The following is a 15,027-nucleotide window of genomic DNA, read 5'->3' as shown; positions in this document are numbered from 1 at the left end:
CTCCCTCGTACCTGCCTCGACCATTAGCCGCTTACGCCGCGGGAGGCACCCAGTCGCCGGCCATGATCCAGGACGCACGATCAATGCTCAACGGATCAGCCGAGAATGCACTGCTCGCACTGGACGCCCAGCCCCACAGCACGGCATGCACCAACCCCATCGCGTTGCCGGCCGTCTTGGCTACGCCCATCGCGGTGTGGTGCTGTGCCATCGCTCAACCCCTCCGCTTTTGCCCACCAAGCTGAATCAATACGCCAGCGAGGGAGAGGACGCCGCCGAAGAGCACAACTGGGGTCCAGCCGCCAGCGTTCCAGGCAAACGTCGCACCGGCGGAACCGGCGGCACCGCCGAGGAACATGGCACCCATGAAGATGGTGTTCAGCCGCGCCCTTGCCTCCGGGCGCAGGGCGTAGACGATGTGCTGGTTGGAAACGAGCGCACTCTGCACCCCGAAGTCGAGCATGAGGACGCCGATAATCAGGCCAACGATGGTGCTGAAAACACCGAACACCACCCATGCCGCCAGGGCCAGAGCGGCGCCCAGAAGGATCACGAGTTTCGGCCCGCGACGATCGGCGATGCGCCCGGCAACGGGGGCGGCGAGCACGCCGACCGCGCCCACGATGCCGAACAAGCCGGCGACATCGGCACCGAGCGAAAACCGCGGTTCCTGCAGGCGCAGCGCGAGGATCGTCCAGAACACGCTGAAGCCAGCGAATAGCAGCGCCTGAGTGATCGCCGCCTTGCGCAGAGCGCCAAATTCTAGCCAGAGTCCGCCAAGCGAGCGGAGCAACGAACCGTAGGTGTGGGTCGTGTCGGGTGCGCTTCGGGGCAATACCGCCGCCATCAGCGCGCCGGCACCGACCGCCAGCGGCACGCCGAGCCAGAACATTTCGCGCCAGCCGGCGTGAGTGGCAACGAAGCCCGCGAGCGTCCGGCTGAGCAGGATGCCGCACAGCAGACCGGCCATGACGGTGCCCACGGTCGTGCCGCGCCGCTCGGGCGTCGCCAGATGCGCGGCGAACGGCACGATCTGCTGTGCGACCGTCGAGAGGACGCCGACGAGAAGGGAGGCAAGGATCACCATGATCGCACCCGGCGCGACCGCGGCAAGCGCCAGCGCTACCGCCAGCCCACCGAACTGGAGGACGATCAGGCGCTTGCGTTCGATGAGATCGCCCAACGGCACGATCAGGAAAAGACCGGCGGCATAGCCGAGCTGCGTCGCAGTCGGCACGAAGCTGGTGGCTGAACCGTGCAGATCCCGCTCCATGATGCCGAGCATGGGCTGGTTGTAATAGATGTTGGCAACCGCGATGCCGGCGGCGGCGGCCATGGAGAAGTTCAAGGCCGAGCCGAGCCGAGGTTTTGGTTCCGCCTCAACGGTGTGTGCGGTGGATGTCATGTAAAATTCCTCATGTGCGGCGACCCGACCCCATCTGGACCTTATCCTTGCAAAGCATACTTGGCGCGATTTGATCAGCCGGCTTATCACGATTGGATATGCTGGATCTTGCAGACCTCGCCGTTCTTGTCGAAGCGATGGAAAGAGGCAGCCTCTCGGCGGCGGGTCGTCGCCTGGGAATAACGCCATTGGTCGCATCGCGCCGGCTGGCATCGCGGGAGGCAGAGGTTGGCGTCAGGTTGGTCCACCGGACGACCCGCTCGCTGTCGCTGACGCCGGAAGGCGAAGCGTTCCTGCCGCATGCTGAGGCTATCCTTGCACATGCGGAAGATGCGCGCGCTGCTGTTTCCGGTGGCCAGGAAGGAGCAGGCGGTTTGCTACGCGTTGCCGCGTCGGTGCCGTTTGGCCGAAAGGTGCTGACGCCAATGCTTGGCCGCTTTCTTGACGATCATCCTCGCGTGAGTGTCGAGCTTCTGTTGGGCGACCTCGTCGTGGACATCGCCGCGCAAGGGGTGGATGTCGCAATCCGTTTCGGGGAACTGCGCGACAGCACTTTGGTTGCGCGTCGGCTGTCGGATAATCCTCGCGGTCTTTATGCCGCGCCAGCTTATCTAGCGCAGCGGGCGGCTCCGATGGCGGTGGCCGAATTGCGCGACCATGAGTGTCTGGCCCTGCCCACGACACGAATGTGGACGTTCGACCGGAAGGGAACCATTGTTCGCCAGGCGGTCGGCGGTCGCTTCGCCGCGGACAGCGTGGAAGCGTTGCATCAGGCCGGCGTTCAAGGGTTGGGTATCGTGCAACTGTCGGCATGGAACGTACGCGACGATGTCACCGCTGGTCGGCTAGCCGAAATCAGACTGACCGACGGTGTCGTGCCCGATCAGGGCATCTGGGCGGTGCTGCCGACTCGTCGGCTCATCCCTCGCAAAGTGCATCTCTTCCTCGACGCGCTCTCCGCTCACCTCGCGTCATCCCCATGATCGTGCCCTTTCCCTATCGCTCAACGAATTGCTTGGGGGGCATATGCGCCAACGGTCCGGCAGCGGAACGGCACGCGTGGCCAATGTCAAACCGGGCGAACCGAGGAGGTTGAAAGACAGATCTGAATCTCGACGTATATCCGCGCCCGGGAATTTTCAGTTCCATATTTCAGCCGCTGCTTAACGCTCGGCAGGCATAATGCGTTGAAATTGGAGTGTTATGCCAGTGTCAGATATGGCCTTTGAGACGGTCGCCCTCAGCGATCTGGAGAGAATGAGCGCCGACGAGCGGGACATCCTACCGTTTGGCGTTGTCGGGTTTGGTGCAGACACCCTCGTGCAGATTTACAATGCGACCGAGGCACGCATGTCCGGGCTGGATCCGTCAACGGTGATCGGTGTGCCGTTCTTTGACGCGGTTGCGCAGTGCATGAACAACTTCATGGTCGCGCAGCGGTTCGAGGACGAGGCGCAGATCGATGACGTCGTTCCTTACGTGCTCACATTGCGCATGCGTCCTACCAAGGTGCGACTGCGGCTGCTGGCAGACCAGGCGACTCCCCGCCGCTACGTTCTCATCGAACGCTAAGGGCCGATCATGAGTGACACGTCAGGCGAGGAACAGCTACTCGAGTTCCTCTATGCCTGCCCCGTCGGGCTGATCGAATGCAATATGATGGGCGAGATCGTGCTCATGAACCCGCACGCGATGCAGCATCTTATGCCGCTTGCGGGGGCACGCGACGCCGGTAATCTGTTCGCCGCTCTCGAACAGCATGCGCCCGAGCTTCGAAGCCTTGCCGCCGCATTTGGACCCGCCACAGGTCGGATCACTGACGGCCACCGAATCTTCGTCGATCTTGGACCAAGCCGGCGGACGCAAGTGCCCAAGGTCCTTGCCTGCACGATGGTGAAACTGGGTGCGGATCGCCTGATGGTGACGCTATCCGACATCAGCCAACAAGTCGTTCAGGAGGAACGATTGCGCCAAGCGGACACCTGGTTCGCAACGCTGCTGGACGGTGTGAACGAGTATGCAGCACTCGCCATCACCCCGGATGGAGCGATCACATCCACCAACGCCTGCTTCACGCGGCAAACCGGGCATGATTGCTCCACGGCGATCGGACGCAACCTGGCAGACGTTCTCGAAACCGATGCGTCGGGCGGCGACCTGCGGCTGATGGAACAGGTTGAGATCGCCGGACGGGACGGCTGGCATCTTCAGGAGGGATGGCAACAGCGTGCCGACGGCAGCCGATATTGGTGTCAACGCCTTGTCGTTGCACGATCGGAAAAGGATTCGGCACTTCCGACTGGCTTTTCCGTCGTCTTGCGGGATGTGCCGCGGCGCGAAGCTGCGGCCGAGGATATGCGCCGTCTGCTGACCTGCGATCACCTGACCGGTGCATCGAACCGCCGACACTTCAGCCAGGTCATGGAGCGCGAGCAGGCACATTGGCGCGAATTGCGGCAATCGCTCTCGCTGATCGTCATCGACCTCGATCATTTCAAGGCGGTCAACGATACCCATGGTCATCCGGTGGGTGATGCCCTGCTCTGCCGGGTCGTCGAGGTCTGTGCCGGAATGCTGCCACCACGCGGCATTTTCGCTCGGCTGGGCGGCGAAGAGTTTGGGGCGCTACTGCCGCGTTACGATCATAACCAGGCGCTCGGGCTCGCCGAGGAGATGCGCAAGGCGATCGCCGGCCTGTCCATCCAGACGCCGGATGGCGTGTTGAATGCAACCGCGAGCCTTGGTTGCGCGACGCTGGACGAGGCCGGTGGATCAATCGACGGGCTGATCAAATTGGCCGACGAACGCCTCTATGCGGCCAAACGGGCGGGAAGAAATCGCGTCTATCATTGCCACGCCGAGGCCGCATGACCTTGCCGCTTTGCCGCACCGCGGCGCGCCGGATGGCGTGCGCCATCGTCGCCGCCGAGGTGCGGCGGCTGCGCGCCATCGAGCCGCCGCTGCCTCACTCGTACGACTGGTCCGAGACACTGCCGATCGGTGACGAGGGACTTGGACTGGATTCGATCGAGCAACTGGGGGCGATCGGCGCGCTGGCCGAGACATTCGGATTGGACGACGGCTTGCTCGGCCCCGAGCCTCCCCGCCTGGTCGGGGCGTGGGTCGATCTGGTCATGCGTCGGCATGCTGCTGGCGATGGGCAGATCACGGTCGCGACATCCGGATCGACAGGTAGTGCCCGGCCCTGCCTTCATGCCGTCAACGATCTGCTTCGGGAGGCGCAGTTCCTGGCCACGCAGGTTCCCGGCCGGCGCCGGGTCATGGCATTGGTGCCGGGCCATCACCTCTATGGTGTGATCTGGACGGCAATCCTGCCGACTGTCCTCGACATCCCCGTCGTCGCCCGCGCGATCGGCACACCTCTGGATTTCACTGCGGGCGATCTCGTTATCGCCGTACCCGACCAGTGGCAGGCTATGTTGCGGATGACCCGCCTCTTTCCTGCGGATGTCGTCGGGATCAGCTCCGCCGGGCCGTTGGATGAGGGTCTAGCGACCGACCTGCTGGCACGCGGTCTTGCCAGGTTGCTCGACATTTACGGTTCGTCGGAGACAGGCGGCATCGCCATGCGCGAGTTACCATCGGCGGCGTATGACCTGCTGCCCCGTTGGCGCCTGCTACCCCATGGCGACGGCGACTGGCAACTCGGTGATGAGCACGGGCGCTGTCAGGGGCTTCCCGATCATGTCGAGCGCATCGGCGAGCGCCGCCTTCGTCCTATCGGTCGGCGCGATGGTGCCGTTCAGGTCGGGGGCCATAATGTCTGGCCCGGACGCGTTGCCGACGTTTTACGCCAAATCGATGGCGTGGCCGACGCGGCGGTCAGGCTCCATTCAAATGGTCGATTAAAGGCCTTCATCGTGCCGGATGGCGATCATCAGCCGACCGCACTTACTGCAACTATCACACGCGTTGCCGCTGCTCGATTGTCTCCGCCGGAAAGGCCTTGCAGCCTGAGGTTCGGCGACACCTTGCCGCGTAATATGATGGGTAAACTGGAAGACTGGATATGATACACTCGCCAATATCCGCCGCGGATGTCGAACGATCCAGGCGCGCGATGCCGAGCGACGTCTGCCACGGCTGTCGAACAAGTTCGCCATTGCCGTTTGACATCACGATGGCGTTCCAGCCGATCTTCGATATCCGGACAGGTTCGGTATTTGCCTACGAGGCACTCGTCCGCGGGGTCGGCGGACAATCGGCAGGAGACGTCATGGCCGGTGTCGGTCCGGACATGATCTACAAGTTCGACCAAACGTGCCGGGTGAACGCGATCGAGCTGGCTGGCCGACTGTTCGCGCCTGACGATGATGCGAAGCTGTCGATCAATTTCATGCCGAACGCGGTCTATGAACCGGATGCCTGCATCAGGGCATCGCTGGCTGCCGCACATCGCGTCGGTTTTGACCCCGGTCGGTTGATGTTCGAGTTTACCGAGGACGAGCGTATGCAAAATGTACCGCACGTCCGGCGCATCATCGAAGCCTATCGCGCCCGCGGATTCACCACCGCGATCGACGATTTTGGTGCCGGCTATGCAGGCCTCGGTCTCCTGGCGGATCTTGAGCCGGACATGCTGAAACTGGACATGGCGCTCATCCGCAGCATCGACACGTCATCAGCGCGGCGGACGATCGTCGCTGGTGTCGTCCAGATCGCGGACGCTCTCGGCGTGAAATGTATCGCTGAAGGCATCGAAACCGCTGCCGAACTGCAGACACTGCGAGAGATTGGTATCCGTCTGTGCCAGGGATACCTCCTCGCCCGACCCGCAATAGGAGCGCTGCCGCAGGCGTTTTTGCCAGATTAGCCAAAAGTTGGAGGGTTCAATTTCCTCGGTCGCCTTGTGCGATAGTCTTATTTGTCTTGGCAGACACGACCCACAGCGCGCCGCGCGGCAGTGGCGACGGTGGTAAGGTAACAAGCCTGCGCTCAGGTTTTTCCCTGCGACGATGGTCAGAGACGATGGAGGTTCCTCAACAAGCGGAACTTCATCCTGGCGCCTCTACCGATCGAAACACCCGCTACGCCGCAGCGTCAGCGATGCTCGACGCCATGGAGATACGCTCAACACGGTCGCGCAACCAGAACGCTGGAACGTCCAACACGTAGCAACTGTTCTGCATCCAAGGAGAACATGATGACCGTTCCAAGCAAACCTGACGCCCGCCATGCTGCCCACTCCAGCGACAACGCGTTCGACCAGCCGACCGGCTATTCCGGACAGGGGAACGTGAAGAGGAGGAGGGTCGCAAACATCCAAGCGGCCATCCGCTGACGGGCGACCCATCCCGCCACGACACCACCGATCAGGCACACACCGAGAAACGGGATATTCCACCGGAGACCGGCAAACGTGGCTGGGTCGATGCAAAAACCGGCGAGGTTCACGGAAGCGGGTCGGGCGCCGGGGGCGGCAATGCAGGCGAAGACATCGACGGCGGAACACCGGGTAGCACGTAAGCCCGCCCGGTTGCTCAACCTAAGCCTCTATTGTGTCGGCACGACAGAGGCTTAGGGGCACATATTGATGTGCTGGCGTCGACCCGATCCAGTTTCAGACGTGCGTAGTCTTCTTCTGTTTTTTTCCATGCGACCGCTAATTCACGCCATGCCAGATGTCTTCCGACCCATGTTCGGATTGACCCAGGTTGCAAGGGGGCGCGTACGACGTTGCAGCCGGGCGATAGCTGCCCCACGTGATATCCGTGAGTAGCCAACCGATCCTCCTCGACGTGCGCGCTCTGGCCAAATCGGTGCCGGGACCGAGGCAGTTGTTCCGATCGCTCGATCTTCATGTCGGCGCAGGCGAGCTGGTCGCTATCATCGGCGAATCAGGGGTCGGCAAATCGACCCTTCTCAACATCTTCGCCGGGTTGGATGATGCCGACGCGGGCAGTGTCGCCATTGACGGCATAGTGCTGGGCACGCTCGACGAGGCATCGCGGACGCGGCTGCGCCGCGAGCGCATCGGCTTCGTCTTCCAGGCGTTTCACATCTTACCCTATCTCACGCTTCTCCAGAACGTTGCCCTGCCGCTCGCGCTGGTGTCGCCGGACGCAGTGGCGGCGGAGGCACGCGCCCGCGCTATGCTGGCGGCGGTAGGCTTGGGTGATCGCGGCGAAGGCTATGCGCGCGATCTGTCGGGGGGCGAACTCCAGCGTGTCGCCATCGCGCGTGCGCTGGTACACCGCCCCGCCCTGATCCTGGCGGACGAGCCGACCGGCAACCTTGATCCCGACACTGCTGCACGTGTGCTGGCGCTGTTCGCCGCTGCGGTGCGTGACAATGGCGCGGCAGGTGTGATGGTCACGCATTCCGATGCGACTGCTGCCGTCGCCGACCGGGTGCTGACGCTGGGCGCAGACGGGCTGACGGAACGACGTGGCCGCTGAACCCGGCCTGCTGTCGGCACGGCTCGCGCTTGGCTGGTTGATTGGCGGCGAGTGGCGTTTTCACCCTGCCCGCTTTCTCACCACCGCGGTGGCGATCGCGGTTGGCGTAGCACTCGGGTTCGCCGTTCATCTCGTCAACGGATCGGCGCTTGCCTCGTTCGACGGCGCGGTGCGCGGTGTGAATGGCGCAGCCGAGCTGTCCGTGCGTGCCACCAGTCCACTCGGGATCGACGAGCGGCTCTATCCGACGGTAGCGCGTGCCGCCGGCGTTGCCGACGCCAGCCCGGTCGTGCGGCTGGATGCCCGGATCGGCAAGGCGCGGCTGACGTTACTCGGGCTCGATGTCATCCGCGCAGGGGCGGTGACGCCGTCTCTGGTCGGGCTACCGCCCCGCGGTCCCGATGCCAGTGGTGCTGTCGTGTTCGACGAGGCAGCGCTGTTTCTGTCGCGCACTGCACTTGTGCAGTCAGGTGTTACGATCGGCGCGCGCGTGGATGTCACGGCCAATGGCAGAACGGTACCGCTTCGTATTGCCGGCACGTTGCCTGCCGCCGATGCGGACGCGACCATCGGTGTGATGGATATCGCCGCGGCGCAGTGGCGGTTCGGCCGGCTCGGCAAGATCGATCGTATCGACCTGTCCTTGTCGGACCGCCAAATGGCCGAGGCAGCACTGGCCAAGCTCCTTCCCGACGACGCCATTCAGTCGACCGCCGAGGCGCGCGGGGCGCAGGGGTCCGCGCTGTCGCGCGCCTATCGCGTCAATCTCGACATGCTGGCGCTGGTCGCGCTGCTGACGGGCGGCTTCCTCGTCTATTCGGCGCAATCGCTGTCGGTCGCGCGACGTCAGCGCGCGTTCGCGTTGCTGCGCACGCTGGGGATGCCGCGTGGCGGCGTCATTGCGGCGGTGGTGGTCGAGGGGTTGGCAATCGGAATCGTCGGCGCGGTTGCCGGGCTCGCAATCGGCTACGGTCTCGCCTGGGCGGCGCTCCACTGGCTCGGCGGTGATCTGGGAGCAGGGTATTTCGGCGGCGGCACGTCCAGCGTAGTGTTTCAGCCGATGGCGGCAGCCGGGTTCTTCGCGCTCGGTCTGTTGGCCGCCGTTCTCGGCAGCGTGATCCCCGCCCGTGCAGCAGCCCGGGCCATGCCCGCCGCCGCGTTGAAGAATGCGGGTGACGTCCTTGATCCGCGGCGCCCGGTCGCATGGTGGCCGGCGGCGGCGCTGCTGGCTGCCGGCGGAGCTTGTGCATTGCTGCCCGCGGTGGGTGGACTTCCGCTGTTCGGTTTTGCCGGGATGGCGCTGATGCTGGCCGGCGGTGTCGCTGGTGTGCCGTGGTTCGCGCGTGCGTTGCTTGCCCCGCTCGCCCGGCGGACGCGCGGCAGCGTGCCCGCGCAGCTGGCCATTCGCCACCTCCACGGGGCGCCAGGCGAGGCGGCAACCGCGCTCTGCGGTATCGTCGCCTCCACCGCGCTGATGATCGCGATGGCAACGATGGTCACCAGCTTTCGCGGCGCGGTGGACGATTGGCTGGGGCAGGTGCTGGGTGCCGACCTCTATCTGCATACCGTGGCGGGCGCGAGTTTCGACCCTGCGACGCGGGCGCGTCTGGCCGCCGTGCCCGGCGTCGAGCGGCTGGCATTCAGCCGCCAATTGCCACTGACGATCGCCGCCGACCGCCCACCGATCAGCTTGATCGCGCGGCCGGAGCGCGACGGCCGTGATCCGCTGCTCGTCCTGATCGAGCAAGCGCCGCCGCTACCAGCCGACGCGCTGCCGGTGTGGGTGTCGGAGCCTGCGCAGCGGCTCTATGGCTGGGATCCCGGCGAGACGATCTCGCTTCCGATCGCGGGCCGCACGCACTTCATCGTTGCAGGCGTCTGGCGCGACTATGGGCGGCAGGCAGGCGCGGTACTGATCGACGAGGCCGATTATGAAAGGCTGACCGGCGACACGGGGCGCGACGAGGCGTCGGCGATGCTTGCCCCCGGCAGCGACGCCGTCGCCATCGGCGAGGCGATGACCGCATGCCTGCCCGCTTCCCTGCGCGGGCAGGTTGAATTGACTCAGCCCGCAACCCTCCGCCAGCTGGCGCTGACGCTGTTCGATCGCAGTTTCGCTGTCACCTATTTGCTGGAGGCGGTGGCGATCCTGGTCGGGCTGGCCGGAGTGGCGGCGACGATGTCCGCCCAGACGATCGCGCGCGAGCGTGAATTCGGCATGCTCCGCCATCTCGGGCTAACGCGCCGCCAGCTCGGCGCGATGGTCGCCACGGAAGGAGCAATGGTGGGATTGACTGGCGCGCTGGCCGGGATCGGGCTCGGTCTGGTGCTGGCGCAGGTGCTGATCCACGTCATCAACCCGCAATCGTTCAATTGGACGATGACGACGCAAGTGCCGGTGGGCACGCTGCTCGGCGTCGCGGCGGCGCTGACCGGGGCAGCAGCGGCCACGGCGGTGTTGGCGGGCCGCCGCGCCACTGCACGGGATGCAGTGCAGTCGGTGCGAGAGGATTGGTGATGCGCGCAATGCTTCCGGTTTGGCTTGCCGCTGTCGCCGTCGCGGCACCCGCTGCGGTACCCTTCCCTGTGGTGCGCCCCGGCATAGTGCTCAGCTTTCCCGCTGACCACGGCGCCCATCCCACATTCCGGACCGAATGGTGGTACGTCACCGGCTGGCTACGGACCGACGACGGCAAGGACCTTGGCTTTCAGGTAACCTTCTTCCGCACCCGTCCACCGGTCGATCAGGCGAACCCGAGCCGGTTCGCCGCGCGGCAGGTGCTGTTTGCCCACGCGGCCCTATCCGATCCCGCCACCGGTCGCCTGCTCCACGGCGAGCGCGCCGCGCGCCAAGGCTTTGGCCTCGCGTCTGCTCGGATTGGTGACGCCGACATCGCGATCCGCGACTGGCGCCTGCACCGTGCCGCCAATGGCGTTTGGGCTACACGCGTCGCAGCAGACGGTTTTGCGCTGTCGCTGGATTTCCGCCCCACGCAACCGCCGCTGCCGCAGGGGCTGGGCGGCTACAGCCGCAAGGGACCACAGCCACAACAGGCGAGCTATTATTATTCGGTTCCGCATCTGCGCGTGGCAGGAAAGGTTAGACGCGGCGGCCGGATCGTTGCGGTGACGGGCGAGGCATGGCTCGATCGCGAATGGTCATCCGATTATCTCGCGCCAGATGCGCAGGGGTGGGATTGGACGGGCCTGAACTTCGATGACGGCTCGGCTCTGATGGCATTCCGCATTCGGCGTAAGGGAGGCGGCACGCTGTGGGCCGGCGGTGCGCTCCGGCGGCCGAATGGGAACATCACCGCCCTGGGGCCACAAGACGTGGCGTTCCGGCCGCTTGCGACGTGGCGCAGCAGCGCCACCGGCGCTGTCTATCCCGTATCACAGGAAGTCAGCCTCCGCCTGGACGGCCGCATTGCCCGATTTCGTCTGACCCCGATGTTCGCCGCGCAGGAACTCGACGCCCGCCGTGGCGGTATGCCGGTCTATTGGGAGGGCGCGGTGCGGACGCGGGGCGGGCGCGGCTATCTCGAACTGACCGGCTACGACCGGGCGCTGAGGATGTAACGTGAGCCAAGACACCCTGCCCGAACTGCCCGCTGGCGCCTTCACACGACAGGACGAGGGCGACGACCTCGCCTTCTATGCCCCGCCCCGCCTCGTCACGCACATCGACGAGGCAGCCGTCGCTGCGCTGTCTGCCCGATACCGCGACCTCCTGCCGCCCGGCGCGTGCATCCTCGACATCATGTCGAGTTGGGTGAGTCACCTGCCCGCCGACGTCACCTATGGTGACGTCGTCTGCCACGGCATGAACGCGCGAGAGCTTGCCGCCAATCGCCAGGCGGATCGCTGGTTCGTCCAGGACCTTAACCGCAATCCAATGCTGCCGCTGGACCACGGCGCGTTCGATGCGGCGCTTTGCTGCGTGGGCGTCCAGTATCTGCAACACCCCATCGACGTCTTCGCCGACGTCCGCCGCGTGCTGCGCCCGGACGCCCCCTTCATCGTCAGCTTCTCCAATCGGTGCTTCCCGACCAAGGCGGTGGCGATCTGGCGTGCACTTGACGCTGCCGGGCACGCCGCGCTGATCGACCTCTATCTCACCCGCGCAGGGTTTAAAGCAATTACGATTGAGACACTGGTGGATGGACGTAGGAGCGACCCGCTGACGCTGGTGATCGGTCGCGCTTGATCGGGCCGCGAGCGGCACGACTGAACGTCCATGCTGGACAATGGGTCCGCTGACCCGGAACCGCGCGCCTATTCGCTTCTTGTAGGCATAAAGGGAAACGACATGCCGCCGATCGATCGTCGCCAGGGACTATGGATTCTTGCAGGTAGCGCCATCGCGGCAACGGTGGTCGCCGCCCGCGCGATGGCGCGGACGGTGCCGGCGGCGGCCGAGGCTCGCACGCTGGCACTGGTCGAGAAGGGCGCCGGCGGCGTCGCCTTCTATGCGGTCCCGACGGGTACGCAGCTCGGAAGGGTAGCATTGGGAACACAACCGCACGAGATCGCACTCGACCTGACGGGGCGGTTCGCCTTCGTGGGGCATTATGGAGTGGAAAGCTGGAAGGCCCCCGGCGCTGGCGGCAGCCAGGTGTGGATTATCGATCTCGTTGGTCGAGAACTGGCCGGAACGATCGATCTTTCGCCACTGGGGCGGCTACATGCCGTGAGGACGGACAGCAAGGGCCGCCTTTATGTGCTGTCGGAACAGGACAGCATCCTGGCGCGCTTCGATAATCCCGTGGCGGACCGAACACCGTCACGCCTGATCCCGGTCGGTGGCGCGCGCAGCCATTACTTGGTCATTCGGCGCGATGGCACGCGGGCCTATATCGCCGACACGCTGAGTGGCGGGGTCATCGCGGTCGATCCCGACGACATGGCCGTTGCCCCCCTGCGCCGACATATCGGAGCAGCGCCGGAAGCCATGACGCTAAGCCGCGACGAGCAAACATTGTACGTCATCGATCGTCCCAGTGGCACGATTCACGCGCTGGATTCGACGACGCTTGCGGAACGGACACGACGCGCGATGCGCGGCGAGGCGGTTCGGGTCGTGACGCAGTCGGATGGCAAGCTGATCGTCTCGAACACGGCCGACAAAAGTCTGTCCCTGCTCGATCCGATAACCTTGGCCGAGGAGGCTCGCCTGCCTCTTGGCGTCGGAGCGCCGGGCCTCAATCTGATCGGCGACACCCTGTACGCCTCGCTGGAGAACGATCACGTGGCGATCGTGGACATCCGAACATGGAAGGTCACGGGTCGATTCGCCACCGGGTCGGCACCCGATGCCGCCGTTTTATTTCAGGAGTCGCAAGGAAGTGGCTGACGGCAACGGTTTGAACATTAAGCGGCTCGTTTCCCAGATCCGTGCGAAGCTATCGGCTGCAGTGCTCTATAAAAACAGGCGCTAAGAGATTAGCCCAGATCACCGGTGATCGGATCGCGACCGGCGGGCGACTGAATTACCCTGTAGCCGCGCCGCGATCCGAACTGGTCCGAGGCCTAAGCCACGGGACCGAGAATTTACTTCTCGAAGTTATCCGCAACGAAGCGGTCGAGTAGCTTCACGCCGTAGCCGGTCGCGCCCTTGTCCCAAGTCGGACCCGCCTTGTCGGACCATACCATGCCGGCGATATCGAGATGCGCCCATTTCACGCCATCATCGACGAAGCGCTGAATGAACTGTGCGGCGGTGATTGATCCAGCGCCGCGGGGGCCGACGTTCTTCATGTCGGCGATCGGGCTGTCGATCATCTTGTCGTAGGTGGCCGACAGCGGGAAGCGCCATAGCTTGTCGTCGGTCGCCAGCCCCGCCGCCACCAACTGATCGGCCAACGTATCGTCATTCGAGAACAGACCGCCATGTTCGTTGCCCAGTGCCACGATCATCGCACCGGTCAGCGTGGCGAGATCGACGATGGTCTTCGGCCGGAACGTCTTCTGCGTCCAGGTGATCGTATCGGCCAGCACCAGCCGACCCTCGGCATCGGTGTTCAGCACCTCAATCGTCTGGCCGGACATCGACGTCACGACGTCACCCGGCCGCGTAGCCGCGCCGTCTGGCATGTTTTCGACCAGCCCGCAGACGCCGACGACATTCGCCTTCGCCTTGCGCCCCGCCAGCGCCTTCATCGCGCCAACGACGGCGCCCGCACCGCCCATGTCCCACTTCATATCTTCCATGCCGGCGGCCGGCTTGATCGAAATGCCGCCGGTGTCGAACGTCACGCCCTTGCCGACCAGCGCCAGATCAGGATCACCCTCGCCCGCACCCTGCCAGCGCAATGCCAGTACGCGGGCCTCGCGAACCGACCCAAGACTGACGGCGAGCAGCGAACCCATGCCAAGCGCGCGCATTTCGTCCTCGTCGAGGGTCGTTATCTCCAAGCCCAGTCCCTCGACCTCGGCGCGCACGCGCTCGACGAAGGTTTCCGGGTAGATGATGTTGGCCGGCTCGGCGACGAGGGTGCGGGTGAGCGCCAGCCCCTGGGTGATCGCATCCTGCGTCCGCCACGCCTCGTCCGTGCCATCCGGTGCGCCCGCGATCGTGATGGTGGTCAGCGTCGGCTTGGCGGTGTCGGCCAGCTTGGTCCGGTACACGTCATGCCGCCATGCCCGTTGCGCGGCAGCGGCGGCGAGCCGGGCGGCGGCAGTGGGTGTCGCACCGCTGCCGGTCAGATCGACGGCGAGTTCCGTTGTGCCCGACGTCAGCAACCGCGCGACGATCGCGCCGCCCGCCTTCGTCCAATCACTATCGGCGCCCGTGCCGACGCCGACCAGCAGCACGCGCTTAACCGCGTCGCCGGGTACGAACAGTTCGACGACCGAACCGGCCTCGCCAGAGAATCGGGCGGCAGTCGCGGCGGCGCGGGCGATCGGTTCCACCCCAGCGCCGATCCGCGTCCATTCGACACGTGCCAGGCCGTCCTTGCCGACGGGAAAGGCGACGAACGGCGCGTCGGGGGCGATGGCGGGAATGAAGTGGATCTGCATGAAGTCCCTCTTTGTCACTTCGTCCCATCTAGGGTTCGGCGCGCCCTTAACAAGCGCAACCGCCCGCTTGCATTGCGGCGCGGGGCCGGCGATGCGATAGGCGCATCGTAACAAGCGACCGTATCAGGGCGGCCGCATCGACCGAAGGGGTCCAGTACCAGTGTCGCGTTTCAGCCTGCCGAC

General features: G+C 65.0%; 13 protein-coding genes. 10 read left to right on the top strand and 3 right to left on the bottom strand.

Annotation, left to right across the window (positions count from 1 at the left end):
* Window positions 1–31: 31 nt before the first annotated feature.
* Window positions 32–211: a hypothetical protein gene (locus tag ASG67_RS18815; protein ID WP_156460704.1), complete on the bottom strand. Its 180-nt coding sequence runs from the start codon at window positions 209–211 to the stop codon at window positions 32–34.
* 3 nt (window positions 212–214) lie between these two features.
* Entirely contained in the window at window positions 215–1,405 is a 1,191-nt protein-coding gene (locus ASG67_RS07405; protein ID WP_056527740.1) for an MFS transporter, read from the bottom strand.
* A 98-nt stretch (window positions 1,406–1,503) separates the two neighbouring features.
* On the opposite strand from ASG67_RS07405, the gene ASG67_RS07400 reads away from it, so the two are divergent.
* From ASG67_RS07400 to ASG67_RS07355, 10 genes are all read left to right on the top strand, one after another.
* Window positions 1,504–2,388, top strand: coding sequence for a LysR family transcriptional regulator (locus ASG67_RS07400; protein ID WP_200940759.1), 885 nt, complete (start codon window positions 1,504–1,506; stop codon window positions 2,386–2,388).
* A gap of 235 nt (window positions 2,389–2,623) precedes the next feature.
* Window positions 2,624–2,977, top strand: a complete 354-nt coding sequence (locus ASG67_RS07395; protein WP_235535101.1) for a phosphonate transporter — start codon at window positions 2,624–2,626, stop codon at window positions 2,975–2,977.
* A gap of 84 nt (window positions 2,978–3,061) precedes the next feature.
* Window positions 3,062–4,276 carry a GGDEF domain-containing protein gene (locus ASG67_RS07390; protein WP_235535100.1) on the top strand — a complete coding sequence of 405 codons (1,215 nt, stop codon included), beginning with the start codon at window positions 3,062–3,064 and terminating at the stop codon, window positions 4,274–4,276.
* A complete protein-coding gene (locus ASG67_RS07385; protein ID WP_056527731.1) occupies window positions 4,273–5,439 on the top strand; it encodes an AMP-binding protein in 1,167 nt (388 codons plus the stop codon). The genes ASG67_RS07390 and ASG67_RS07385 overlap by 4 nt, the downstream gene beginning before the upstream one ends.
* 47 nt (window positions 5,440–5,486) lie before the next feature.
* Window positions 5,487–6,239, top strand: coding sequence for an EAL domain-containing protein (locus ASG67_RS07380; protein WP_056527728.1), 753 nt, complete (start codon window positions 5,487–5,489; stop codon window positions 6,237–6,239).
* An 898-nt stretch (window positions 6,240–7,137) separates the two neighbouring features.
* Entirely contained in the window at window positions 7,138–7,824 is a 687-nt protein-coding gene (locus ASG67_RS07375; protein WP_235535099.1) for an ABC transporter ATP-binding protein, read from the top strand.
* Window positions 7,814–10,342: an FtsX-like permease family protein gene (locus ASG67_RS07370; protein WP_056527720.1), complete on the top strand. Its 2,529-nt coding sequence runs from the start codon at window positions 7,814–7,816 to the stop codon at window positions 10,340–10,342. Before ASG67_RS07375 ends, ASG67_RS07370 begins: the two co-directional genes overlap by 11 nt.
* Window positions 10,342–11,403: a lipocalin-like domain-containing protein gene (locus ASG67_RS07365; protein WP_056527717.1), complete on the top strand. Its 1,062-nt coding sequence runs from the start codon at window positions 10,342–10,344 to the stop codon at window positions 11,401–11,403. Before ASG67_RS07370 ends, ASG67_RS07365 begins: the two co-directional genes overlap by 1 nt.
* A 1-nt stretch (window position 11,404) precedes the next feature.
* Window positions 11,405–12,031, top strand: coding sequence for a class I SAM-dependent methyltransferase (locus ASG67_RS07360; protein ID WP_056527714.1), 627 nt, complete (start codon window positions 11,405–11,407; stop codon window positions 12,029–12,031).
* A 102-nt stretch (window positions 12,032–12,133) separates the two neighbouring features.
* Window positions 12,134–13,177 (top strand): YncE family protein, encoded by a 1,044-nt coding sequence (locus ASG67_RS07355; protein ID WP_056529030.1) that lies wholly within the window; start codon window positions 12,134–12,136, stop codon window positions 13,175–13,177.
* 197 nt (window positions 13,178–13,374) lie between these two features.
* On the opposite strand, the gene ASG67_RS07350 is transcribed toward ASG67_RS07355, so the two are convergent.
* On the bottom strand, window positions 13,375–14,844 hold the full coding sequence (locus ASG67_RS07350) for a leucyl aminopeptidase (RefSeq protein WP_056527712.1): 1,470 nt from the start codon (window positions 14,842–14,844) through the stop codon (window positions 13,375–13,377).
* Window positions 14,845–15,027 lie beyond the last annotated feature (183 nt).

The sequence above is a fragment of the Sphingomonas sp. Leaf339 genome (genome assembly GCF_001426195.1).
In the GTDB taxonomy this organism is placed as follows: Bacteria; Pseudomonadota; Alphaproteobacteria; order Sphingomonadales; family Sphingomonadaceae; genus Sphingomonas.
Note: the sequence above shows the minus strand (reverse complement) of the source record. Positions and strands in the feature narration are given on the sequence as shown.